This window comes from Candidatus Thiothrix putei (assembly GCA_029972225.1).
GTDB lineage: Bacteria > Pseudomonadota > Gammaproteobacteria > Thiotrichales > Thiotrichaceae > Thiothrix > Thiothrix putei.
On sequence record CP124756.1, the window covers coordinates 1,628,086 to 1,652,215 of the forward strand.

The 24,130-nt window shown below is 48.7% G+C and carries 24 protein-coding genes and 3 pseudogenes; 15 read left to right on the forward strand and 12 right to left on the reverse strand.

Annotation, left to right across the window (positions count from 1 at the left end; all coding sequences use genetic code 11):
- Nucleotides 1–2 precede the first annotated feature (2 nt).
- Together QJT81_08415 and QJT81_08420 are read left to right on the forward strand one after the other, a co-directional pair.
- Entirely contained in the window at nt 3–341 is a 339-nt protein-coding gene (locus QJT81_08415; GenBank protein WGZ95989.1) for a hypothetical protein, read from the forward strand.
- On the forward strand, nt 275–979 hold the full coding sequence (locus tag QJT81_08420) for an ATP-binding protein (protein ID WGZ95990.1): 705 nt from the start codon (nt 275–277) through the stop codon (nt 977–979). Before QJT81_08415 ends, QJT81_08420 begins: the two co-directional genes overlap by 67 nt.
- Before the next feature lie 10 nt (nt 980–989).
- On the opposite strand, the gene QJT81_08425 is transcribed toward QJT81_08420, so the two are convergent.
- Nucleotides 990–1,265: a toxin-antitoxin system HicB family antitoxin gene (locus QJT81_08425; protein WGZ95991.1), complete on the reverse strand. Its 276-nt coding sequence runs from the start codon at nt 1,263–1,265 to the stop codon at nt 990–992.
- Between the two features lie 207 nt (nt 1,266–1,472).
- Here QJT81_08425 and QJT81_08430 point away from each other — a divergent pair, with 207 nt between their 5' ends.
- From QJT81_08430 to QJT81_08445, 4 genes are all read left to right on the forward strand, one after another.
- Nucleotides 1,473–1,760 (forward strand): DUF1778 domain-containing protein, encoded by a 288-nt coding sequence (locus QJT81_08430; GenBank protein WGZ95992.1) that lies wholly within the window; start codon nt 1,473–1,475, stop codon nt 1,758–1,760.
- Nucleotides 1,761–2,261, forward strand: coding sequence for a GNAT family N-acetyltransferase (locus QJT81_08435; GenBank protein ID WGZ95993.1), 501 nt, complete (start codon nt 1,761–1,763; stop codon nt 2,259–2,261).
- Between the two features lie 93 nt (nt 2,262–2,354).
- Nucleotides 2,355–2,834, forward strand: coding sequence for a hypothetical protein (locus QJT81_08440; protein WGZ95994.1), 480 nt, complete (start codon nt 2,355–2,357; stop codon nt 2,832–2,834).
- 2 nt (nt 2,835–2,836) lie between these two features.
- Nucleotides 2,837–5,341, forward strand: a complete 2,505-nt coding sequence (locus QJT81_08445) for a tetratricopeptide repeat protein (GenBank protein WGZ95995.1) — start codon at nt 2,837–2,839, stop codon at nt 5,339–5,341.
- A gap of 35 nt (nt 5,342–5,376) precedes the next feature.
- Here QJT81_08445 and QJT81_08450 read toward each other — a convergent pair whose 3' ends face one another.
- Nucleotides 5,377–6,567 (reverse strand): AAA family ATPase, encoded by a 1,191-nt coding sequence (locus QJT81_08450; protein WGZ95996.1) that lies wholly within the window; start codon nt 6,565–6,567, stop codon nt 5,377–5,379.
- A gap of 153 nt (nt 6,568–6,720) precedes the next feature.
- Here QJT81_08450 and QJT81_08455 point away from each other — a divergent pair, with 153 nt between their 5' ends.
- Nucleotides 6,721–7,845: an agmatine deiminase family protein gene (locus QJT81_08455; protein ID WGZ95997.1), complete on the forward strand. Its 1,125-nt coding sequence runs from the start codon at nt 6,721–6,723 to the stop codon at nt 7,843–7,845.
- Between the two features lie 33 nt (nt 7,846–7,878).
- Here QJT81_08455 and QJT81_08460 read toward each other — a convergent pair whose 3' ends face one another.
- Complete coding sequence (locus tag QJT81_08460; GenBank protein WGZ96530.1) at nt 7,879–8,079, reverse strand: hypothetical protein; 201 nt, start codon at nt 8,077–8,079, stop codon at nt 7,879–7,881.
- Between QJT81_08460 and QJT81_08465 the strand changes: the two genes are divergently transcribed.
- From QJT81_08465 to QJT81_08485, 5 genes and pseudogenes are all read left to right on the forward strand, one after another.
- The gene (locus QJT81_08465) at nt 8,006–8,242 is read left to right on the forward strand and encodes a hypothetical protein (GenBank protein WGZ96463.1); all 237 of its coding nucleotides are present in this window, start codon (nt 8,006–8,008) and stop codon (nt 8,240–8,242) included. The genes QJT81_08460 and QJT81_08465 overlap by 74 nt on opposite strands.
- Nucleotides 8,134–8,448, forward strand: coding sequence for an agmatine deiminase family protein (locus tag QJT81_08470; GenBank protein WGZ95998.1), 315 nt, complete (start codon nt 8,134–8,136; stop codon nt 8,446–8,448). Before QJT81_08465 ends, QJT81_08470 begins: the two co-directional genes overlap by 109 nt.
- Entirely contained in the window at nt 8,393–8,836 is a 444-nt protein-coding gene (locus QJT81_08475) for a hypothetical protein (GenBank protein ID WGZ95999.1), read from the forward strand. Before QJT81_08470 ends, QJT81_08475 begins: the two co-directional genes overlap by 56 nt.
- Before the next feature lie 67 nt (nt 8,837–8,903).
- Nucleotides 8,904–9,188, forward strand: a pseudogene (locus QJT81_08480) (excinuclease ABC subunit UvrA).
- Between the two features lie 158 nt (nt 9,189–9,346).
- A complete protein-coding gene (locus QJT81_08485; GenBank protein WGZ96000.1) occupies nt 9,347–9,676 on the forward strand; it encodes a hypothetical protein in 330 nt (109 codons plus the stop codon).
- A gap of 395 nt (nt 9,677–10,071) precedes the next feature.
- Here QJT81_08485 and QJT81_08490 read toward each other — a convergent pair whose 3' ends face one another.
- A complete protein-coding gene (locus tag QJT81_08490; protein ID WGZ96001.1) occupies nt 10,072–11,127 on the reverse strand; it encodes a transposase in 1,056 nt (351 codons plus the stop codon).
- Between the two features lie 474 nt (nt 11,128–11,601).
- On the reverse strand, nt 11,602–12,657 hold the full coding sequence (locus QJT81_08495; protein ID WGZ96002.1) for a transposase: 1,056 nt from the start codon (nt 12,655–12,657) through the stop codon (nt 11,602–11,604).
- Nucleotides 12,658–13,159: 502 nt separating this feature from the next.
- Here QJT81_08495 and QJT81_08500 point away from each other — a divergent pair.
- Both QJT81_08500 and QJT81_08505 read left to right on the forward strand, forming a co-directional pair.
- Nucleotides 13,160–14,484, forward strand: a pseudogene (locus QJT81_08500) (UPF0236 family protein).
- Nucleotides 14,485–14,514: 30 nt separating this feature from the next.
- Nucleotides 14,515–14,880: pseudogene (locus QJT81_08505) on the forward strand (transposase).
- A 4-nt stretch (nt 14,881–14,884) separates the two neighbouring features.
- Here QJT81_08505 and QJT81_08510 read toward each other — a convergent pair.
- The gene (locus tag QJT81_08510; GenBank protein WGZ96003.1) at nt 14,885–15,106 is read right to left on the reverse strand and encodes an IS66 family insertion sequence element accessory protein TnpB; all 222 of its coding nucleotides are present in this window, start codon (nt 15,104–15,106) and stop codon (nt 14,885–14,887) included.
- A gap of 65 nt (nt 15,107–15,171) precedes the next feature.
- Between QJT81_08510 and QJT81_08515 the strand changes: the two genes are divergently transcribed.
- On the forward strand, nt 15,172–15,426 hold the full coding sequence (locus QJT81_08515) for a hypothetical protein (GenBank protein WGZ96004.1): 255 nt from the start codon (nt 15,172–15,174) through the stop codon (nt 15,424–15,426).
- Here QJT81_08515 and QJT81_08520 read toward each other — a convergent pair.
- The 6 genes from QJT81_08520 to QJT81_08545 all read right to left on the reverse strand — a co-directional run bounded on the left by QJT81_08520 (nt 15,391) and on the right by QJT81_08545 (nt 23,984).
- Nucleotides 15,391–16,638 (reverse strand): O-antigen ligase family protein, encoded by a 1,248-nt coding sequence (locus tag QJT81_08520; GenBank protein ID WGZ96464.1) that lies wholly within the window; start codon nt 16,636–16,638, stop codon nt 15,391–15,393. The two genes, QJT81_08515 and QJT81_08520, sit on opposite strands and share 36 nt — an antisense overlap.
- 123 nt (nt 16,639–16,761) lie before the next feature.
- On the reverse strand, nt 16,762–18,006 hold the full coding sequence (locus tag QJT81_08525; protein ID WGZ96005.1) for a hypothetical protein: 1,245 nt from the start codon (nt 18,004–18,006) through the stop codon (nt 16,762–16,764).
- A gap of 27 nt (nt 18,007–18,033) precedes the next feature.
- Complete coding sequence (locus QJT81_08530) at nt 18,034–20,361, reverse strand: polysaccharide biosynthesis tyrosine autokinase (GenBank protein ID WGZ96006.1); 2,328 nt, start codon at nt 20,359–20,361, stop codon at nt 18,034–18,036.
- Between the two features lie 24 nt (nt 20,362–20,385).
- Nucleotides 20,386–20,973, reverse strand: coding sequence for a polysaccharide biosynthesis/export family protein (locus QJT81_08535; protein WGZ96007.1), 588 nt, complete (start codon nt 20,971–20,973; stop codon nt 20,386–20,388).
- 209 nt (nt 20,974–21,182) lie between these two features.
- Entirely contained in the window at nt 21,183–21,944 is a 762-nt protein-coding gene (locus tag QJT81_08540; protein WGZ96008.1) for a capsular biosynthesis protein, read from the reverse strand.
- A 99-nt stretch (nt 21,945–22,043) separates the two neighbouring features.
- Nucleotides 22,044–23,984 carry a nucleoside-diphosphate sugar epimerase/dehydratase gene (locus tag QJT81_08545; protein ID WGZ96009.1) on the reverse strand — a complete coding sequence of 647 codons (1,941 nt, stop codon included), beginning with the start codon at nt 23,982–23,984 and terminating at the stop codon, nt 22,044–22,046.
- Between the last annotated feature and the right edge of the window lie 146 nt (nt 23,985–24,130).

Genomic DNA, 24,130 nt, shown 5'->3' on the forward strand with positions numbered 1-24,130 from the left:
GCATGAGTGAATACCAATATTATGATTTTCGAGCGATTGACCAGTCGTTAACCGCAGCACAAAAGGCAAGCGTTGCCAGTTTGTCTAGCCGTGCGCAGGTGAGTTCGCAACGCGCCGAATTCGTTTACCACTACGGCGATTTTCGGGGCAATGTGACCCAGCTCATGCGTGGAACTTTTGACGTGATGCTGTACATCGCCAATTGGGGGAACGCATCGCTTAATGTTAAGGCTGCTCAAGGCATTGTTTGGGGCAGGCGGCGTATCAGGCATTCGTGCAGCGGATCGTGGGGGCAAGCGCCTTGCTGGGCATTATCGGTCTGCTGGTCGGGGTCGGGCTGACGGCGTGGAGTTTGCGCCCAGTGCTGGCTGCGTTGCGTCAGCGCGAACGTTTCCTCGCCGCTACTGCCCACGAATTGCGTACTCCGGTTGCCGCCTTGCGCAGCATTTGCGAATCCGCCCAGCGCGGTGATGAAGCCCCGCAACTCGCCCTGACGCGCATGGATGGTCTGTTGCGCAGCGCCACCCACACGCTCGAAGACCTGCTGCTGTTTGCGCGGCTGGATGCGGGGGCAACGTTGGAACGCCAACCCGTGCGGCTGGATTTGCTGGTCGAAACCCTGCTGCCCGACGACGATTCGGTGACGCTGGACGCGGCTGCGACGGTGGTCAACCTTGATCCCCGACTGGCAACGGTGGCGGTGCGCAACCTGCTGGAAAATGCCCGCAAGCATGGTGCAGCCGCGCAGTCGCACATCCATGTTACGGTGGCGGGTGCGCAAGTCACGGTTGAGGATCAGGGCAAAGGCTTTTCTGCCGGATTGCTGGCACGGCGGGAAACCGATTTCGCGCTGTCGCCGACGCAAGGTGGCACGGGTTTGGGGCTGGCGATTGTGAATATGGTGGCGCGGCTGCATGGCGGCGCGTTGCGGCTGGAAAATCGGGTCGAGGGTGGGGCGCGGGTGACGGTGAGTTTTTAAACTCTTACCATCACAACCGATCCCATTCCGGCACATTAGGATTGTGTGGTACTTTATCCAACAATGACGCAATTTTCTGTTTCAAGTCGCCGAGGTTTTTAGTGCGCAACCGTTGTTCAATACCCGCGAAGGTTTCAAGCTGGCTGAGTTGCGTTGTCAGCAAGTAGTTAGCCAGATTGTTCAGCGAAACCCCTTGAACTTTCGCTTGTTGTTCCAAGCGACTTTTTAGCTCATTGGGTACGCGCAAGGTGACAACTTGTGTTTTGATTAAGCAGGATTCACTCATGGGTACTTCTCCATCGTTTGCAAAAATCACTAGCAGAAGTATATACCGACAGCACATGAATTTTCGGTTTCTTCTGATGAGGTTGAAAACCGAATCCTCATTTGCCGTGGGTATATGGGCTTCGTGACCTTGCGTCGTTTGAATTCGTGGTTTGACAAAAGCACAACGAACGCATACATTTATTGGTGTCATTTTGTCACCGAGATAATGGATGCCATGCAAGCCGTCATGCCCAAAAACGAGCGCGTCACCGCCCGCATTTCCGAAGAAGTCAAACTGCTGTTAACCCAAGCGGCAGAGCTTTCCGGTGCAACGCTGAACCAGTTTCTGGTGCAGGCAGCACTGGAAAAAGCGCAGCGCATGATTGAGCAGGAAAATATCATTCGCCTGTCGATGCAGGATTCTGTCTGGTTTTTCAATGCACTGGATAATCCCCCCAAGCCTAACGCCAAACTGTTACAGGCGGTTGCCGCCCACAGACAGGGGTTGCATTGAGTGAAGTGTGCTGTTCCTTTAAACAAATCCCATCAGCAGGCGGCGTTTGATTGTGGCGATGCTGCGCTCAACCATTACCTGCAAACCACCGCACGCCAGCATCAGGACAAGGGCATTTCCCGCACGTATGTGTTGGTGGATGAGGCACAGCCTGAACGGATTCTTGCCTATATGACACTGACGGTTTGCGAGGTATTGGCGGAACAGTTGCCGCCGGAATGGGTGAAGAAATACCCGAACCGCATCCCCGCTGCCAAGCTGGCGCGGCTGGCAGTCAGCAAGGATTGCCAACGCCAAGGTTACGGCGCATATCTGCTGGTCGAAGCCATGCAAAAAACGCTGGATGTGAATGAGGCAATGGGGCTGGCGGGGCTGTTTGTCGATGCTAAACATGCAGCAGCGCGGCAGTATTATTTGCAGTTCGGGTTTCTGGCAGCACCGGATCAGCTTGAGAATCTGTTCATGCCGTTGAAGGCGATTCGGGTGAGTTTGGGGCGTTAAACGCATTACGCGGATAATGTGCTTCTTATCACAGCCGTCGCCGTGCTAATTTATTAAACTTACAGGCAATTCCACTTTCCGATGAGGCTTGTGATGGCAAATGTTACCCCTTGGATCGAACACCTGAGCAATCCGCTGGTGCTGGTTGGTTTCGCCGTGTTTACGCTGGCAGGCTTGGTCAAGTTGTTCAAACCTGAAAAATTGAGCGGTAAGGAAACCGCAGGGCTATTCCACAAAGGCTTGAATTTCGTGTTTGTGCTGGGTTTGTTAGTTGTCATCCTGGGTTTTACCAACAGCTTTATGGAAAAGTGGCAAACTGTTGAAGCCGCCAAACCCATCCCAACCCCGCCCATCATCAAGCAAAGCATTTCCAACAGCAGCGGCCTGAATGGGCAAGCAGGGCGTGACCTCAACCTTAATCAAGGCGGTGGCACGTTGTCACAGCAAACCAACCTTAATCCATCTACCATGCCTGAGTCACCCGTCCCCAACGTAGAACAACAGATTGACGGCAGCAGCGGTGTCAACGGGCAAGGCGGTAGAGATACCAACATCCAGACACTGGGAAAATGACCATGCGGCATGTGCATTTGCTGCTCCCATTCTTGTTACTGCTAGCGGCTTGCGGTGAAAAGCAGGAAGCTTCCCGTACTGAATTAGCCCCTATTGTTGAACAAACGATGGCACATACCGTAGGTGTGGCGGTACAGGCGGGGGATGATGCCAACGTCACCGTCAACTACCAAAAATCACAAGACTACCGAGATTTTGTGAGCCAGCGAGACAAGTTGCGGGAGCACATTGCCAAATACCCCGATGATTTAAGCTTCCAGCAAGAACTGGTGGTGGTGGAAAAAAATATGGAAGGCTTCAAGCGTGATATACTGAGCCTAGCGGAAGATATCCTGAAAATCCCTATCAATACCGAGCGCTTAAAAAAAGCCAAGCAGCATTTTGACGCAGGAGAATACGTGCAAGCACGGGCTGTATTGGATGTGGAAGGGATTACGCAGGAGCAAGATGCACTTTTGGCAGAGCAGCAGCATCTACAAGAAAAACAAGCATCGGTTACAGCACAATTGGAGGATAATGCTAATGAGTGGTTGTTAAAGGCACAACTGACGGCGATTGATTACAACTTGGGTAAGCAGCGTATTACACAAACTAGCACGTATTTTGAGATGGCGCTTAAAGCGGATAGGAAACCAAAGCTATTGTTTGACTATGCTCACTTTTTAAGTGAGAACAATCAGTACCGCGAAGCCGAAATTCTCTATACTGAGTTACTCCCCGTCCTTCGCCAGCTTGCCAAGGATAACCCAAGACTGTACATGTCAAAAATGGCGGCGACATTGAACAACCTTGGGGCATTGGTTGCCGCTGGCAGCCAGCGGCGCAAGGAAGCCGAAACCCTCTACACCGAAGCACTCGCCAGTTACCGCGAGCTTGCCAAGGACAACCCGGTGAAGCACCTGCCTGATGTGGCAATAATACTGAACAACCTTGGCATCTTGGTGGCAGTTGACAGCCAGCGGCGCAAGGAAGCCGAAACCCTCTACAGCGAAGCACTGGAGATCCGCCGCCAACTTGCCAAGGACAATCCGGCGGTGTACCTGCCCGACGTGGCGGGGACGCTGAACAACCTTGGGGCATTGGTTGCCGCTGGCAGCCAGCGGCGCAAGGAAGCCGAAACCCTCTACACCGAAGCACTCGCCAGTTACCGCGAGCTTGCCAAGGACAATGCGGCGGTGTACCAACCTGATGTGGCGGCGACGCTGAACAACTTTGGCCTCTTGGTGGCTGTTGACAGCCAGCGGCGCAAGGAAGCCGAAACCCTCTACACCGAAGCACTGGCGATCCACCGTCAACTTGCCAAGGACAATCCGGCGGTGTACCAACTTCATGTGGCGGAGACGCTGAACAGTCTTGGCAACTTGGTGGCAGTTGACAGCCAGCGGCGCAAGGAAGCCGAAACCCTCTACACCGAAGCACTGGCGATCCGCCGTCAACTTGCCAAGGACGCCCCGGCGGTGTACCAACTTCATGTGGCGGAGACGCTGAACAGTCTTGGCAACTTGGTGGCAGTTGACAGCCAGCGACGCAAGGAAGCCGAAACCCTCTACACCGAAGCACTGGCGATCCGCCGTCAACTTGCCAAGGACGCCCCGGCGGTGTACCAACTTCATGTGGCGGAGACGCTGAACAGTCTTGGCAACTTGGTGGCAGTTGACAGCCAGCGACGCAAGGAAGCCGAAACCCTCTACACCGAAGCACTCGCCAGTTACCGCGAGCTTGCCAAGGACAACCCGGTGAAGCACCTGCCTGATGTGGCAATAATACTGAACAACCTTGGCATCTTGGTGGCAGTTGACAGCCAGCGGCGCAAGGAAGCCGAAACCCTCTACAGCGAAGCACTGGAGATCCGCCGCCAACTTGCCAAGGACAATCCGGCGGTGTACCTGCCCGACGTGGCGGGGACGCTGAACAACCTTGGGGCATTGGTTGCCGCTGGCAGCCAGCGGCGCAAGGAAGCCGAAACCCTCTACAGCGAGTCACTTACCCTCTGCCGCGAGCTTGCCAAGGACAATCCGGCGGTGTACCAACCTCATGTGGCGGCGACGCTGAACAACCTTGGCCTCTTGGTGGCGGCTGACAGCCAGCGGCGCAAGGAAGCCGAAACCCTCTACACCGAAGCACTCGCCAGCTACCGCGAGCTTGCCAAGGACAATCCGGCGGTATACCAACCTCATGTGGCGGCGACGCTGAACAACTTTGGCCTCTTGGTAGCAGTTGACAGCCAGCGGCGAAAGAAAGCCGAAACCCTCTACAGCGAAGCACTGGAGATCCGCCGCCAACTTGCCAAGGACAATCCGGCGGTGTACCTGCCCAACGTGGCGGGGACGCTGTGGGGATTTGGAGAAGCTTATCTGAACTGGGATGAACCCACCCACGCTCTGCCGCTACTGCAAGAATCCTCCCAACTGTTTGCACCACTCGCTAAACAAGCCCCCGGCGTATTCGGGAAAAAACATGACCATGTGCTGCAACTGATCGAGCAAGCCAAAGCCGCCAAACGTTAGCCAATTACTTCACCGCCCGCTCATGCGGGTCTCACTCAATACAAAAACCCAAACAACCACAGCGGAATCTTCCCCTCCACACCAATCTCCAGCCCATCCGCCACCACCCACGCCGCCGTTTCATCCTTAATCTGCTTCTTCGTTTTGGACTTGCCGCCAACCTCAAACACATACTGCCCATCCACCAGAAAATCCCCACTTTTGGGATAGTTCAAGGTGTGCTGGTAAGACAGCATCGAAGCAAAAAACGTCTCACGCAGCGTCCCCGCTTTAGGCTGGTTACAAAAAACAGCAAACAGGTTAGTGTTATCCAGATACAGCTTTTCCGGTTTGGAAATAATGCTGACCCCGCTGGATTTCGCCCCCAACAAACGCAACAACCCCGCAGCCTGCAACAAACCAAGGTATTTGTAGAGGGTTTTCTGGTTCAGTTCCACCGCGCCGCACAGCTTGGACACATTGATGTCGTAAGGCTCGCTTTGGCACAACATCACCATCAGCTTTTTCAGCGCGTTCACTTTGTCGTAGTCAATCGGGTAAAGCGCGGGGATGTCCGTCTCGATCACCTGCATCGACGCATTCAGCAAGCGCGGCAAATAGGTTGAACCCGCCTCGCGGTAAAACGGGTAAGCACCGTGTTCCAGATACGCGGGCAAATACGCCAAGGGTTTGATGCGGCTGACGGTTTCCAGCGCCAATTGCGGATGGTGTTGGAGCAGGGCATCCAGCGTCACCGCCTCAAAGGTTTCGCCCGTTTCCAACTCCAGAAACTCGCGGAATGACAACACTGGCAAACGGTATAGCATCGCCCGACGGCTCAAATCCGCCTTGGCATTATCAATGGTGGTTGCTGATGAACCCGTGAAAATGACTTTGAGATTGAAATAGCTGTCGAAAATCAGCTTCAGGTCGCGCTCGAAGTGTTGGCATTTGTGGATTTCGTCGATGATGAGCAATTCACCGCCGATTTTCTGGAATTCATCGGCAATGGTAAACAGCCCGTGCTGCCCAACCAAGGGGTGATCAGCAATGACATACAGCACCTTGGTTTCCCGCGCCACGGATTTGAGGTATTGCAGCAGCAAAGTGGTTTTACCCGCCCCGCGTGCGCCCATAATGCCGATCAATCGTTGCGAAAAGTCGATTTGCCGAAACAGGAAACGCTGGTAATCCGGCAGCTTTTGCGTCCTGATTTGACTGGAAAGGTGCTGTAGTGGCTCAATCATCTTACTGTGATACCTGCTTTAATGCGATTTTTTAGTATTATAATGCTAAAAATTGCCAATGTCTTGTTGTGGTCTATTAACCCACTGTCAGCAAAATATCAGCTTTCCCCCGTAACCTGTCCCCATCAACAACCAACCGATGGAGACAACACCATGAAAACCACAATCCGCCAAACCCTGCTTGCCACTCTGATCTGTTCACTTGGAGCTTTTGCAACGATGACCAGCACCGCCACCTACGCCGCCAGCCAAAGCTACATGCCGGAAGAAAACGCCACCCACGAAGGCACTTGGCTGCAATGGCCGCACCAGTACACCTACGGCGCAACCTACCGCAACCGCCTCGACGCGACATGGGTAGCCATGACCAAGGCGCTGGTGCAAAGCGAAAACGTCCACATCATCGCCTACAACGCCACCGAAAAAACCCGCATCCAAAACCTGTTGCTGAATGCAGGCGTGCCCCTCGCCAGTGTCAACTTCCTGATCAGCCCGACCGATGACGTGTGGGTACGCGACAATGGCCCGGTCTTCGTGCGCAACCAGAGCGGGCAATTGCAAATCACCGACTGGGGTTTCAACGGTTGGGGGCTGGATACGCCTTACAGCAAAGATAACCTCATTCCCACCGCCGTCGGCAAAAGCCTCGCGATGCCCACCGTCAACCTCAACAACGTGGTGCTGGAAGGCGGCGCAATCGAAGTCGATGGCAAAGGCGCATTACTCGCCACCAAAAGTTCCGTGCTGCAAAACAAGCGCAACCCCAACCTGACCCAAGCGCAAGTGGAACAAGCCCTGTCCAACAACCTCGGCATCAGCAAATTCATCTGGCTGGATGGCGCACCCGGTGGCAAGGAAGACATCACCGACACCCACATCGACGGTTTCGCCCGCTTCGGCGACGAACGCACCCTCGTCACCATGAGTGCCACCGACCTCAACTACTGGAGCATTTCCAGCAAGGACATCAACACCCTGTACACCGCGAAAAACGCCAACGGCACAGCCTACACTATCGTGAAATTGCCGCTAACCGCCAAAAACGTGGTAACCGCTTACGGCAAAAACCTCGGTTACAAAGGCTCTTACGTCAATTATTATGTCGGCAACAACGTGGTGCTAATGCCAGCCTATCAGGATGCGAATGACACCGTAGCGCGGAACATCTTGCAGTCACTCTACCCAACCCGCACGGTGGTAGGGATCGACGTGCGCAACCTGTACGCCAACGGTGGCATGGTACACTGCGTGACCCAACAACAGCCAACCGCTTACTAATCAACAACGTGGAGATTGCAGAATGAACCGTCGTCATTTTCTCAGCACCAGCCTGCTGCTATCCGCAGGCAGCATTTTCGGCACACCCAGCATGGGCTGGGCAGCGTCCGGCAACGGCTGGCGGATGCCCGACGAAAGCGAACCCCACGCCCGCACTTGGATGGCTTTCGGTGCATCGACCGCCATTTGGGGCAAGAAATTGCTGCCGGAAGTACGCCGTAACCTTGCCACCATCGCCACCACCATTGCCCGCTACGAACCCGTTTCGCTCAGTTTGAGGATACCATCATGCCCTTGCTGGGGCTGGAGAAAATCATCTGGTTACCGGGCATCAAGGGCAAAGACATCACCGACGGACACACCGACTTTTACGCCCGTTTCGCCAAGCCGGGGGTAGTGCTGGCGGGTTACGACCCTGACCCCAATTCCTACGACCACGCCATAACGCTGGCGCATCTGGATATTCTGCAAAGTGCGACCGATGCGCAAGGCAAACCGCTGGAAGTGCTGAAGCTGGAAGCGCCAACCGACATCCCTAGTCGCGGTGTTGGCATTAATCATTGCTGTCTGGCAAATCAGGGCAGCGGAAAACATCCAGCGTGAAGCTTCTGCCCGCGAAGCCTTCAAGGAATACCTGAAACTCGCTATCGACAAGCCCGATTTCGCCGTTGAAAACCTGTCCCTAGCAAAAGGTAAAAAGTCCATGACCGGAAACGTTCGCAGCCCTCAAACGCGAAGCCCGCACCTTGCTGGAGCAAGCCCGATGAACATTGACTGGCTTACCCCGTATCTGGCATTAATATCTGTAGCGTTATTGTTGGCTTCGACTGCGCTCAGCCAACGCACCGACCGTTCCTTGAGCGAAATCGAAGGGAATATGGAGAGAGAAATCTTCCTCTACCAACAGTGGCAGGAGTTGTATGTGTGGACATTGTTGCTGGGAATGGTATGCGTGTGGCTGGCAATAAACGGGAGGCGAAAATCGGAGTAGGGAAATCTCCCTTCCCATCGAAACCTGCTAAACTTCGTCGTTTGTTCGGCACGAGCTTGCAAACCCCATGGAAAAATTCATCCGCATTCGCGGCGCACGCACCCACAACCTGAAAAACATCGACCTTGACCTGCCGCGTGACAAGCTGATCGTGATCACGGGCTTGTCGGGTTCGGGCAAGTCGTCGCTGGCGTTCGACACGATCTTTGCGGAAGGGCAGCGGCGTTACGTCGAGTCGCTGTCCGCCTACGCCCGCCAGTTCTTGTCGATGATGGAAAAGCCGGACATTGACCACATCGAAGGGCTTTCCCCTGCGATTTCCATCGAGCAGAAAACCACTTCGCACAACCCTTGGGATAGCCTGCACGCAGTGACAGGCTAATCTTTCTGTTGTGTCTGTCCTTGGGCAACCTCCAAGGGGTCAACCACTTGTCAAGTAAAGTTGCTACAAGCCTATCCTTATGACAGTATGCAGGGCAGTGTCATTTATAAAAACAAAGGAAAACAAGTATGAAGATTACCCCTTATCTTCTTTCCACATTTTTACTCATCAGTAGCCAAGCCATAGCAGAAGCTCCAAAACTGGAACTCTATTTAGTTCAGTATGATGGCATCAACTGTTTGAAACGAGCTGAGTATTCACTAAAAGAAAGTGGTTTTGAACTTAGCAGTGGAACATATAAAGGAGAAGATAGAGTTGGTGTTAATGGGAATTACAAAGGTGCAGTTACCTGTTCTACTGAAGCTCCTACTTCTGTTGTATTTACCGTTGCTGGTGATGAATACCCAAAAGCAAAAGAGCTTGCACGTAAGCTACAACACAACTTTATGAACTACTAACTTATTAGAATAGTTTGCTTCAAATAAATACACTTAAAACTGTAAAGCTTCGTTCTTCATTAACATAACAATACAAAAAGTGGAAATTATGGTAAATATGCCCATATCCGACCAACAACTAAGTAAAGAAAAAAAAGCCAAAGAAGTTTATACGCTAATCAGCAATACAGCCAATCAGAACACAGTAAGAGCGACTTGCAAAATCCGACAAACTGAGTTGCTCAATTTTCAGCATTGACCGAACGCCGCATATTCAGCCGATTTTTTACTCAATTTGACCAACGAAACCTGAGCTTTTTCAGTTTTACCGTAACTTTTGCTAAATTTCACCCATACCGATGCGACTGCTCCTGTTTTTCAGTCAGTCTTCCCGTGTTTTTTCAAACCCAGTCGCTTTATAACAAGACACGCATCAGTTGATCAGCACTCAACACCAAAATCCCAAACATCAAGTGGCTGTAAACTTTTTGCGCACCTTGCACCCACACATTCCGACCACCAAATTCATCCTTCAGGCGGGCATTGGTTCGTTCTACGGTGCTGCGAATTTTGTAACGCTCGGCATCAGCAGGTTCAAACGCTTCTTTCTGTCCGCCGCGAGGATTGTGATCAATCAGAGGGACATGCCCCAGATGACGGCTGTATTCGTGCAAATCAGCACTGCAATAGGCCGCATCCATCAGGTCGTAGAGACTGGTGACACGTTGGGCACTGATTTGAGAGAGTGGGATGGCTGCCCCGCTGTCGTGAAAGGAGGCGGAAGACAGAATGGCTGCTATCGGGACACCACAATCGGCGGTATCGATATGCAGTTTGTAGCCGTTCCAACTGTGCTTGTAGCCTTGGGCATTCTTCTTCGTCCCCCGGTTACACTGAACCGGTATCTCATCGAGTGCTTGCTGAAGTGACTGTTCCCGTTGGCGCTGAATCCGTGTTTGCCCTTGTTTTTTCTTTGGCTTTTCCTCGGCAACAGGCCGTTCACGTGCCTCAATGGCTGTTGAATCCCGACACAGGTGGCCGATCAGCGCATCGCCCAAATACGTTTTCACCAACGTTTCATGCACACGTTCCGCTAAACGCTGTTCAGCAAATTCAGCGAAGGCACGTGAAAAGGTGGATTCGGAAGGCAGTTTCTTGGTCAGGGGAAACCCGCAGATGCGTCGCAGGGAGCGATCGTTTTGCAGCCGGTCAATGAGTGCTCGCGTATTGACAATATTGAGCACGCTTTTGGCGACAAAAGCATTGGCAAACCAAGATCGCTCCGTCGCTGGCCGTCCAGACCCATCACGAAAAGAGCGCACAAAATCTTCAATGCGCGTCAGCTCCAGTACGTGAATGAGCTTTTCAAGCTTGGGGGTCAATGTGCCAAAGGCATCATTGAAGCAAGGCAGTATTTCAATTTGCAGCAAACTCCAGCGTTGTGCAATCAGGGCGCGTTCGGTAGAATTCATAGCGTGGGCTTAATGGTTGTTTTGACGCTTCTATTATCGCCGAAAACGGCAGCCCACACTTCTTTTTTCCTTCAGATGAAGGAAGGTTCACGCTGAAAATGTAATTTTGCAAGTGGCTCAGTAATACAAGGTCTGGGTGGAATACTTGGCACATTTACTTCAGTAGGCGCTGATATTTATGCTTTGAAAATATACTATGGACTATGGAACAGCATCAGGGAAATGTACGGGTATCCCGAAATTACATCAGCAGATGTTGAAACAATAGAGCGACTTGCAAAATCCGACAAACTGAGTTGCTCAATTTTCAGCATTGACCGAACGCCGCATATTCAGCCGATTTTTTACTCAATTTGACCAACGAAACCTGAGCTTTTTCAGTTTTACCGTAACTTTTGCTAAATTTCACCCATACCGATGCGACTGCTCCTGTTTTTCAGTCAGTCTTCCCGTGTTTTTTCAAACCCAGTCGCTTTATAACAAGACACGCATCAGTTGATCAGCACTCAACACCAAAATCCCAAACATCAAGTGGCTGTAAACTTTTTGCGCACCTTGCACCCACACATTCCGACCACCAAATTCATCCTTCAGGCGGGCATTGGTTCGTTCTACGGTGCTGCGAATTTTGTAACGCTCGGCATCAGCAGGTTCAAACGCTTCTTTCTGTCCGCCGCGAGGATTGTGATCAATCAGAGGGACATGCCCCAGATGACGGCTGTATTCGTGCAAATCAGCACTGCAATAGGCTGCATCCATCAGGTCGTAGAGACTGGTGACACGTTGGGCACTGATTTGAGAGAGTGGGATGGCTGCCCCGCTGTCGTGAAAGGAGGCGGAAGACAGAATGGCTGCTATCGGGACACCACAATCGGCGGTATCGATATGCAGTTTGTAGCCGTTCCAACTGTGCTTGTAGCCTTGGGCATTCTTCTTCGTCCCCCGGTTACACTGAACCGGTATCTCATCGAGTGCTTGCTGAAGTGACTGTTCCCGTTGGCGCTGAATCCGTGTTTGCCCTTGTTTTTTCTTTGGCTTTTCCTCGGCAACAGGCCGTTCACGTGCCTCAATGGCTGTTGAATCCCGACACAGGTGGCCGATCAGCGCATCGCCCAAATACGTTTTCACCAACGTTTCATGCACACGTTCCGCTAAACGCTGTTCAGCAAATTCAGCGAAGGCACGTGAAAAGGTGGATTCGGAAGGCAGTTTCTTGGTCAGGGGAAACCCGCAGATGCGTCGCAGGGAGCGATCGTTTTGCAGCCGGTCAATGAGTGCTCGCGTATTGACAATATTGAGCACGCTTTTGGCGACAAAAGCATTGGCAAACCAAGATCGCTCCGTCGCTGGCCGTCCAGACCCATCACGAAAAGAGCGCACAAAATCTTCAATGCGCGTCAGCTCCAGTACGTGAATGAGTTTTTCAAGCTTGGGGGTCAATGTGCCAAAGGCATCATTGAAGCAAGGTAGTATTTCAATTTGCAGCAAACTCCAGCGTTGTGCAATCAGGGCGCGTTCGGTAGAATTCATAGCGTGGGCTTAATGGTTGTTTTGACGCTTCTATTATCGCCGAAAACGGCAGCCCACACTTCTTTTTTCCTTCAGATGAAGGAAGGTTCACGCTGAAAATGTAATTTTGCAAGTGGCTCAAAGGTAACAAAAATCGGAAAAGAGCTGGTCTATGATATTGCTTTCGACAAGGTTATTGGTTACATCCCTCTCATTGGAATTGCAACCAATATAATGTGCGCAAAAACATTAACATGGCGACTTGGCATATTATTTGGAATGTTAAGTGCAAGTAAGCGACCATTTCAGCACGTCTAGCCCTCGCGATTTCCACGTCCTAAACTGGTTTCCAACCTGAACAACCGAAGGAAACCTCAATGAAACGCCCTCACCGCCGCGCCAGCGAATGGCAAACCCTCATCAGCCAATGGCAAGCCAGCGGCTTATCCGGGGTGTGAACAAAAGTGCGGTGTCCTGTAGACTAAGATGGCATCCCCTAAAACCAGAGAAAAAGGACTTTCCCATGTTGACAGTTAGCTCCCGCGACCAAAAACTTTTAGAAGCCTTGAACCGCAACCCCGCATTAAAAGCTCGGATGGAAGGGCTAATCGAGGTGGTTGAAAATGCCGGTGATGACATTATCAAAGCAGCAGACGCCGAACAGCGGGTGATAGAAGAACTGCGCCAAATGGGAAATGATGCGATCACTGCATGGGCAAACAAACGTGTAGAAAAATGCACAGCCCCAGCCTGTGAAGAAGGCATTGGGAAGTATGTAAAGAGTGGAAAAAAAACTGTCATTGGCACACGACCTACGGAAAAATCCACATAAGCGAACCGGTCTACCGGATTCCCGGCAAGCGTGTCCGCCCCTTTAGCCAGAGTGCCGAGGTTGTTTGCCGAGGCTGTTCGCTCCCGCTGCAACGGGCGGTGACGGACTTTGGGGCGGACTGTTCATTTGCTCAAGTGCCTGATAAATTAGAAGAACATTACGGGATACGGCTGGCATCCAGCAGCATCCGACACATCACCGAAGGTCACGCCAAACGCATCCATGAATCCCAAGTGTTGATAAAAGACTATCCAAGCACGTTGGGAAAAGCCTATGTCATTGCCGAAATGGACGGCAGCATGATCCCCATCGTCGAGATTGACGAAACAGCCCCCGACAAGCGCAAAGGCAAAAAGGAAAGCTGGAAAGAAGCCCGCCTGTGTCTTGCCCACGCCAAAGGCAGTGCTACGCCAACGTTTGGCGCAATATTCGGTGGCACGGTAGAAGATGCTGGAAAAATCTTATTCGACACCGCCTGCCGTGCTGGATTTGGAAAAAGCACGTTCCTCCATGCGGTGGGTGATGGGGCAAGCTGGATCAACCGTCAAGTGGATGAACAATTTGGCACACAAGGACATTACCTGATTGATTTTTATCATGTTTGTGAATACCTATCAGCAGCATCCGCAAGCTGTTCATGCCTCAAGGACAAGGATAAATGGTTTGCCAAACAGAAAAAAGCCCTACAGGATGGTCAAGCTCAAGCGGTCATCGACACACTGAAACCTTTCCTCGAAGCAGAAACGGTAGAAGACAGTAACGCCCCAGTACGAGCTTGTCACCGTTACCTGAGCAACCGCATTGAGCAACTGGATTACCCGACAGCAAAATCCCTCGGATTGCCCGTGGGGTCGGGCGAAATAGAAAGTGCACACCGTTACATCATCCAGCAACGCTTAAAAAAATCGGGGGCATGGTGGAAAAGTGATAATGCGGCGGATATGTTGGCGTTGAGGGTCATGCGGGGAAACCAGCAATGGAAGCATTATTGGCGAAACACCGCTGAGGCGGCATGAGGTTTACCGCACTTTTGTTCACACCCGACCAAAGCCCTTGGTTATGTCATCCGCCGCGAACACGAACTGCGCGTGTTTCTGGAAGATCCCGACGTGCCAATGGATACCAACCACATCGAACGCGCCCTGCGGCCCATCCCCATGGGCAGGAAAAACTGGTTGTTCTGCTGGACAGAACTCGGCGCGGAACACGTGGGCATCATCCAAAGCCTGATCACCACCTGCCGCCTGCATGACATTAACCCGTATGTCTATCTGATGGATGTTCTGTTGCGCGTTAGTGAGCATCCCGCTTCTCAGGTGCAAGACCTTACGCCAAGATGTTGGAAACAACGGTTTGCGGATAAGCCATTGCGCTCGGATTTGTTTGCGGATGTCAACGACGGGCTAGAATGACCGTTTACGCATGACCCGCCGATAATGCTCCCAAGTCGATGAAGGTATTGGCGGGAACGGCTGGTTCCTCCACGCCATCTGCGGAGCGTAGACGCTGCCGCCATTGGCAAAAACTGGCGTAACCGATACTGTGCTGTTCACAAAATACCGGGGCGGATAAGCCGCTGGCTTGCCATTGGCTAATGAGGGTTTGCCATTCGCTGGCGCGGCGGTGAGGGCGTTTCATTGAGGTTTCCTTCGGTTGTTCAGGTTGGAAACCAGTTTAGGACGTGGAAATCGCGAGGGCTAGACGTGCTGAAATGGTCGCTTACCGTTTACCGCCCGTTAATACTGACTATTGTGGAAACCTGCAAACGCCTAGGTGTCAGCGCTTACCGAATTATCCGCCAGGCGTGCCAGCAGGCACTGACCAAAAAACCAGTGACGGTGCGTTTGCCGATTCCTCCACCGCAAGTACTGAATCCGGTTACTGGATTTCTTGCCGCTTATGGGGAGCTGTTCCGTGAACAGTTACCTCCTAGATTGGTGCAGGAAAATGCCTCCTAGAAATGCAAAGAAGATGCTGTTGGCAGGTGTATGGAAGTTGAAGTCCGTTAATCCATGCAAAGTCAACAGCAACAGACTGATACCCGCAGCTATTTGCATGAAGTAGAAACGCCCCCAAGCGTTATGAGAATGACGTTGTTTACCTAATTGAATCCAACCTATTACATATAAGGCTAAAAATAGTACTATCAGAAATGCTCCTGGAAATCCTGTTTCTAGCAATAACTCCAAATAATCGTTATGCACATGATTGATGAATTCCGGTATCTCTGGGGGTTGAAATGCCATGAAAACCGACTGGAATGTGCCAAGGCCACTACCTAAAGGAAAAAACTGCTTAGTTGCCCCCCATGATTGAGTGAAAATTTCCCATCTTAAATCTTCTAATGGATCTATGGCAAAGCGGTTAAGTACAGGTATTAGCCCGATATTGCTGGCAATACCTAACGACATGACAGCGATAGCTGTACCAAAGCCTAAGGCGCGTTTGCCACCAATATGTCTGGCAAATAAGATGGAACATAGTAAGAGTGCGAGCATGATAAGCACTACGCCTGTTCGAGAACGAGCGAAAATACCACCGAGTATTAATACCATGCTAATTGTAAAAAAAATAAGAGCTTGGTTAACAATAGTTTGGTGGGAATGGTCTTCTTTTTGCTTTTTGTGACGAAAAGTATAAGCAGTTAAGCCTAAAGCAATCGGTATGGCTAGTTCCATCAATCCTGAGAAATGATCACGATTAGGGTAAGTGCCAACGGCGTTATTACCACTGGTGATTTCCCACCAAAAAGCCCATTCAGCCCCACTACCATACTGGATCAAGCCCAAGGATGCCTGAAAGGTTGCAACCCCTAGAAAAATATACGCTAAACGTGTAACGTATTGTTTGGGGAGGAGCAGAGTAGTAATGAAAATAGCGATCACTGGCAAAAGAGCGAGTAGTGCAGTAAGAGTTCGAGAAGGAATTAATGATATTGGTAGGTAGTTTACCGTAACCCCTGATTCAGAGAGTACCGCTAAGCTTTCGACATAAAGTGCTCGCCCCGGCAATTGCTGCCAAACTGTACTGGGTAGAGGGATTAAATAAAGCAAAGGTAACAGAACACCGCTAATAATTAACGTCCATGCTAAGGTCGGTACGCGTTTCTTATCAATGGGATACCAAAATATTACCGTTAGTAAAATAATGCCTAATATTTCTAGTGTCATCAAGGCAGGTGACATCCTGCCACCACGCATTAATGGTGCAAAGCATAGTATTGCGACACTCAATGTGAATAGCAATTGAGTATGCATTGAGGCGGCGTTTTTTATCGAGTCGCTCTGCATGGCTTAGTTATCATCATTAGAAAGTGGACGAATACGGATGGTATCAAACCAGACATCACCCTTGAATACTTGATCATGGGTGTAAGAGCTTGCCGCTTCTAAACGTAATACTTGTGTTTCACAATTGACGGGAGGGACTTCCACGGGGGTAGTGAGTGTTGACCACTCGTTGCTTTCTTGTAGCACGGGGGATTCTGCTATGACCCGATCATCTTCAGAACAGCGCATTCGCCATTGCAGTCCTTTGTTAGTACGAAAATGATCAGTCCGAAAACGTAAACTTAGTTCATAATTAGCTGGCTTCAATAGTAAATTTTGCCATACATGTTGGAACTTAATGTGTTTTGAGGGATTAAAACGGATTTTCAAGGCTCGATGCCCGTCCATGCCAAACGTCATGTCTTGCTTGATGTTTAATTGTGCATGGGGTACAAAAAACCAATCAAAACCTGTGTTATGCCATTTGCCCTCAAAACCCCCATCATAAATCAAACCTTTGTAAGCAGTGGCATCTTTAGGCAAACTGGTTAGCCAAACATCGTAAGCATTTGTCCAGTGTTTGTCATTCAAGAGGCGATTGATGTATTGCTTCATTTCACCTTCATAGAGAGGGGTAGGAGAGCGTAATCGTAAAGTATAAAGATGTTCTAATAATTTTGGAGAAGTTTGTTGGTCAGTAGCTAAGTAATTAAAAAATGAAACCCACCATGATGGAGGATTCATGGCAAATGATTCAATTAAATGTGCTGTCGAAGGACTGCCCGCTATTGCACGCATGTGAGGAAATAAACCAGCATGTAATAATGAATCACGAGTAAAAAGAATATTCCACTCTTTGACTATTTCAGGATATTTACCTATTTTTCCCCAGAATAGCGCTAAGGGTAAATGTGTTTCATCTTGTGCGGTCACAATTCTGGTCGCTAAGTGAGCTAATCGTTCCGCTTGCGCTTGATTCCCTTGCTTAAGGCGAATATGTGCTAACTTTGCGATAGCTCGCCCACTACTGATGTTGGCTGCTAATGCTTGCAATGTATAGATTTCATCTAGATTTAGCTCCCCCTTTTCTTGTGCTTGCTCAGCCAATTGACACCAGTCATCAGTGTCCAATGGTTTCCAACCGTGTGGATCAATATCAAGAGTTAGCCGCCGTGTATCTATGAAGTCGTCTGGCACAATATGAGCACTGCGATAGCTTATACTGAGGTAGAGGGTTAGTGCTGCTAATAACACTAACCCTGAACGCATGAAGACTGCTCTCACAGTTATGATACCTTATGCCTTATTTTCTAATGCTTTTTTATCACCGTAACTATAGTAGTAGTCATAGTTATAGTAAGCACCACCGGTGTTACCTTTTGCTTTAGTCATAACGACTCCAATGACGTTGTTACGTGCTTGTCGTAAGCGTTGGAATGCTGCTTGTACTGGGCGTTTCCGAGATTGGTTCCATGCCGCTACTAATAACGTGGCATGGGTTCGGTTACCAATGACTAATGCATCAGCAAGCCCTAAAACAGGTGGAGAATCTATCATGATAATATCAAAAGTACATTCTGGGCTATCAGCAAATGCAACAAGTTCAGCTAAGCGTTCACTGGATAGTAACTCAACAGGATTTGGTGTGATGGGACCAGAAGGAATCACATAAACTTCAGGAATGAAGCTCGTTTGTGTAATATTATCCAGATTTTCTTGGCCAATTAAATAATGTGATAAACCTTTAGAGTTATCTAACTTAAAATGTTTGTGTAGTGTTGGTTTCCGTAAATCAGCGTCTATGAGCAGTACCCGTTTACCCGCTTGCGCAAAAGCTGTTGCTAAATTGATTGCAGTGCTGCTCTTGCCTTCACTGGAATCACTACTGGTTACATTTAGTACTCTTGGTGCGCCTTCACGGGTAGCAAACATTAGGTTGGTACGCAGTGATCGGAAAGCTTCCGCAACGGCTGATGTCGGTTTTTCAACAGTCAATAATGCATAATTATGTTGTTTACTGTCTTTACCGGCAGTAGGTGCTACACCTAATATTGGCAGGGGTAATACTTTTTCTAAATCTTCGGTGCTCTTAATGCGATCATCGAGGAATTCCAGCATAAAGGCAATTACTGTGCCAAGGAACAAGCCTAACACTGCGCCCAAAGAAAAATTCAGACGTTTATTAGGCTTATGTACTGCATATGGTACTAGCGCAGCATCAACTATAGAAATATTATTTGTATTTGCTAAACCCGCAACGTTGACTTCTTTTACACGCTGTAACAACCCTTCATACAGTTGACGATTGGTTTCTACTTCACGTTGTAATGTGTTGTAGCCAATGCTTTTATCTTGACTATTGAGTAATTCTAGTTTGTATTTTTCTACTTCAGCTGATAGTTGAGATTCTTTTTGTTTGGCTGCTAAGTAATCCGATTCTAATGCGCTCGCCGCCGTGGTTTTTTCCAGAGAGGATTCACGGCGTATTTCTTGATCTAGCTCGTTAATTTGTTGGCTAAGTTGTTGCAGCAAAGGGTAATCAGGTTTATAAATTTGCAGTTTTTCCTGATAATCCCCTTGTAGTTTGGCCTTAGTAGTTTTTAACTGTTGAATAACTAAGCTTTCTTGAACTCGGCCTAAACTTTTACTAGCTTGTGCTTGTTTGAATTCACTTTCAGCAGAAATCCGATTTTTTTCCGCCTCAGTGAGCGCTTCACTTAAGCCTTGCAGCTTTTGTGCAACTAGGCTTGCTTTATCACTACTGGTATTAAAAATAGACTTCTCTTTGGCGTATTGCACTAGTTTACTTTCTGATTCTTCTAACTTGCTTTTAGTTTGTGCTAGTTGTTCTTCAAGGAACTTCCTTGCATATTCTGTTGAGTTTGCACGACGCTCTAAGTTCATGTTGATATAATTGTCTGCCAATGCATTAGCAATAAGAGCTGCCATTTCAGGGTCGGGATCATCGTAATGGACAGTAACAATTTTGGAGTTTTTAACTGGCTCAATGGTTACATTATTCATGAATTTTTGTGATAACGGTATGTCTCCGAGTTTTGAGGCCATGTCCGCTTTGGCATCGTCAGTTGCCGTGGTTGTATTAGAAGATTCACCCTCTGCTATGGGTTTGAACCAGTTAGTGAAAGTGTCTAGTGTATCGTGATAAAAAGATGTTTCTAACTCCTCACCTTTTAAGCGTGACTCTAACCTCATTTTTTCAATAACACGGTCGGCTAAGCTGCGACTTTTTAAGATCTCATACTGTGTTTGATAGAAGTCTTTACTGTCAACAGGGCGCTGAGAGCCTGCTTCAACGTCATAATCCAAGACACGTTGTTCTTCTGTATTTATTTCCAATGTAACGCCTGCACGATAAATAGGTGTCATACTAAGTGTTACTAAGATAGAGATTATAGTGACTAATAAAAATACTAATAAAATTGTGCCTTTACGGCGATTGATCACTGACCATAATTCACGTAAGTCAATTTCATCGTTATCTTGATCATCCTGACGGGAAGGCATCTCATGATGTGGAGCAACCAGTGTTCGCTGTTGAACAGGAATAAGCCCTTTATTAAATTGTAACTCTTCTGCATCGTTGTGAATATTTCGGTGAGTCATGACAAAATCCGGTTTATTGTTTCATTATTGCAGAATGTTATTAAGAGTAGCGAATGGGCTTAATAAGGCAGCCGTTTCGCGTAACCAGTAGCGACTATCAGATCGATGCACGATTACACGATCATCCCCGCGTAAATAAGGGTCAGGTATTTTACCTTCACGGATAGCACTCAAGTTCAAGTTATAGGCTTTGGTTTGATCACCAATACGCCGAAATAAAACAATTTTCTGAGTATCAGCCAGTGATGATAACCCTTCACCAAGAGCAATTGCTTGTACCAAGGTAACTGCGCCAGTAATTGGATAAACACCGGGTTTTTTCACTTCTCCCTCAATAGTGACACGCTGATTAGTGAAGTTTTCCATGAAAACGGTGACTTGTGGATTTTGCAAGTATTTTTGCCCTAAAAGCGTTTTTAGTTTGGTTTCAACTTCAGGAGGGGTAGAGCCTGCAACGGTTAACGCACCAACTAGTGGCAAAGAGATTTGCCCCTTCGTGTCTACTCTTACTTTGCCGGAGAGTTCCTCTGCTTGGAAGACTTTAATGTCTAACATATCACCAGCGGCAATGCTGGCTTGCTCTGACGAAGTGGTGTAGTCGAGTTCATTCATGTTAGCGAAGATACCCTCTGTTGCGGTTCCCGTTGTGATATTCTCGCCAACCACCCCGGTACTACTGCAAGCTGATAGCCCAACAACACACAGAAATACAGTAGTGGATATGACGAGCTTAATGCCATGCTTTTGCGAGTGTATGAACATCTTTTAACCCTTTCATTATATGTTGCATTGACGCTTATATTTTGTTGAACCTAAAGTATTTAGTTAAACAGGCGATTAAACCAACTTTTTTTCGTAAACTTACCCGCTAATAGTATTGGTAGAGAATAACCTAATCCTAATGGTGCTGGCAGTAAGTCTGGTTCTGCATTGTCTAAAATTGCTTGGGGGCGTTCTTTTACCATGCGTATGACTTCTGCTTCATCTCGTAGGAGACGTATAGCTTCAGTAACACCACCTGACATAATAGGTGGGCGATGATCAATGCTATGTGCATCAGATGCAATAATATGTACAACACCATCTGATAACAGACGTTCCGTCCGTTTTTTCGCACTTGGGCCAAAATTACCCGTGATAGCCCCTGCTGTGATTTGCAGCCATGCCCCGATGCGTGCAGCTTGAATAAAATCGTCATAATGCTCATCCAGCCAACGCAGTCGTTCAGGGTGAGTAAGAATAGGGACATAGCCAGCATTTAGGAAGTTTTCGATTTGTGCCAAAAAGTGAGGTACTGGCACATGATGGGATGGCTCCAGCAGAAAATAACGGGAGCCATGTAGGGTAGGAATTCTACCTTTCTTAAGCCCTTCCATGACTTCGGGAACCATGTGTACATCTGCCCCCATAACCAATGTTAGGGGAATATCCAGTGCATCCAGCTCGGCTTGTAACGTTTGCAGTGCTGGCGCAATGGTAGCAGTGGAGTTGGCATAAACACCTGGATAGATATGTGGTGTACAGGCCAGATGCGTGGTTCCATCTGCTACCGCTAGACGTGCCATAGCAATTGAGGTTTCCATGTTTTGAGAACCATCACAGAGTGCGGGCAAAATGTGGCTATGTAAATCTATCATCCGCTTAGTATAAAGGAATAGGTTGTCGGTTAGCTGTGCGTTTCATCACATATCTTTGCAAAGACTCATTTTCTTAACGGGTAAATTGACCACAACCGATGGTGTGGTTGCGATCTTATTCACATAACCTTGTACCTGTTGGCTGAGAATTTGATAAATAGTAGGTAAATTACGTTGCTCACAAGCGTAGCGTAATTCATCAAGCGTGGCTTCCAGTTCCAACCAAGGCAAGCAGCTTTCATTGGCTTTGAAAATGCGTGGATGAGCTGTTTTTTCAGCATCGCTATCAATGAGTAGCTCTTCGTAAAGTTTTTCTCCTGGACGTAACCCCGTTACTTCAATGCGAATATTACCTTGGGGATTAGCCTCATCCTGCACTTGCAAGCCGGATAAATGGATCATGCGTTTCGCAAGGTCGAGAATTTTGACGGGTTCCCCCATATCCAGCAAAAAGACTTCTCCACCTTTAGCCATCGCTCCCGCTTGGATAACCAGTTGCGCAGCCTCAGGAATCGTCATAAAAAAGCGAATAATGTCAGGATGTGTAACCGTGATAGGGCCACCTTCCTGTATCTGGCGACGGAATAAGGGTACAACGGAGCCTGAGGAACCAAGCACATTACCAAAGCGTACCATACAAAATACCGTTTTACTGGAGACTTGACTGAACCCTTGCAATACCAATTCGCATAAGCGCTTACTGGCACCCATGACATTTGTTGGGCGCACTGCCTTATCCGTAGAAATCAGTACAAAACGTTCTACCCCTACATTCAAAGCAGCTTGAGCGGTATAGAATGTGCCAAAGGTGTTATTGCGAATACCTTCAATTGGGTTGCATTCCACCATCGGTACATGTTTGTAAGCGGCTGCATGGTAGAGCGTTTGGATATGGTTAGCGCGTAAGGTTTCTTCGACACGCAGCCTGTCTTGAACCGAACCAAGCGTGGGGATGAGTGGGATAGTTAGTTTCTCATGTGCCATAAACTCTTGTAGTTCGCGCTCAATTTGATAAAGCGCGAGTTCTGAAGATTCAAACAAGACCACCCGACTCGGAGATAGGCGAATGATTTGGCGGCATAACTCAGAACCAATAGAGCCACCCGCCCCAGTTATCATGATATTTTTATGACGGATATTCGCACTAAGCAGTGTGTTATCAGGTGTCACAGGTACGCGCCCCAATAATTCTTCAATGTCAATTTCGCGTAAGCTGTCGATGTCGCTCTTTCCTGAAACTAACTCAGTTAGACTAGGGATAGTGCGTACATGCACAGGTAACGGTTCTAGTTGGTTGACTATCTCGCGGCGACGTGCATTGCTAACAGAAGGCATTGCAAGCAGCACTTGCTTAATTTGATATTTCTCTACTAATAGCGGTAAAAGTAATGGTTCATAAACTTTTATTCCAGCAACTGTCGCATGTTTTAAGCTAGAGTCATCGTCTAAATATAAGGTGGGTGTGTATTCAGGGCTACGAGCCAATAGACTAGCCAGTTGTCTGCCTGACTCACCCGCACCATAAATAGCCACAGGAATTTTGTTTTGTTGCCGGTCTTGTAAAAAACGATAATAACGACGAATAAAGTAACGACTTCCTCCAATGAAAATAAAAGCAGTACCAGCATAAATAGGATAAACGGAGCGCGGTATTCCTTCTGCTTCCATGAGAGCCGCGATTCCCACTAGCACGACACTCGATAACATAATTCCTAGAAAAGTTGCCTGAATTGCTTGCCCGCCAATATACCGGATAACCGCACGGTACAAACCTAATTTGATAAAAACTGGGATGCTGACTAATGGGGCGAGAATTAAGAGTATAATTCCTCCTTTAAGATCAGGAGTCCATGTACCTAAACGCATGGCAAATGCTGCCCATACTGCAATAGGGAGGAGCAGGCAGTCTGTTGCCAGCATTAGTAAACGTTTTTGCCAACGTTGTAAACCAAATATACAGGTATAAAGTGTTTTAAAACTCATCATTCTTTTACTCCAAGGTACGCCAACTCTTGTATGCCCAACATCAGAAGCCCTTTGATGTTGACTGTTTCATATAACACAGATTACACATAAAATTAACTAATAACTTGGAGTGTAAAGAACAATCTACCAGTGTGTCCGTGATAGTT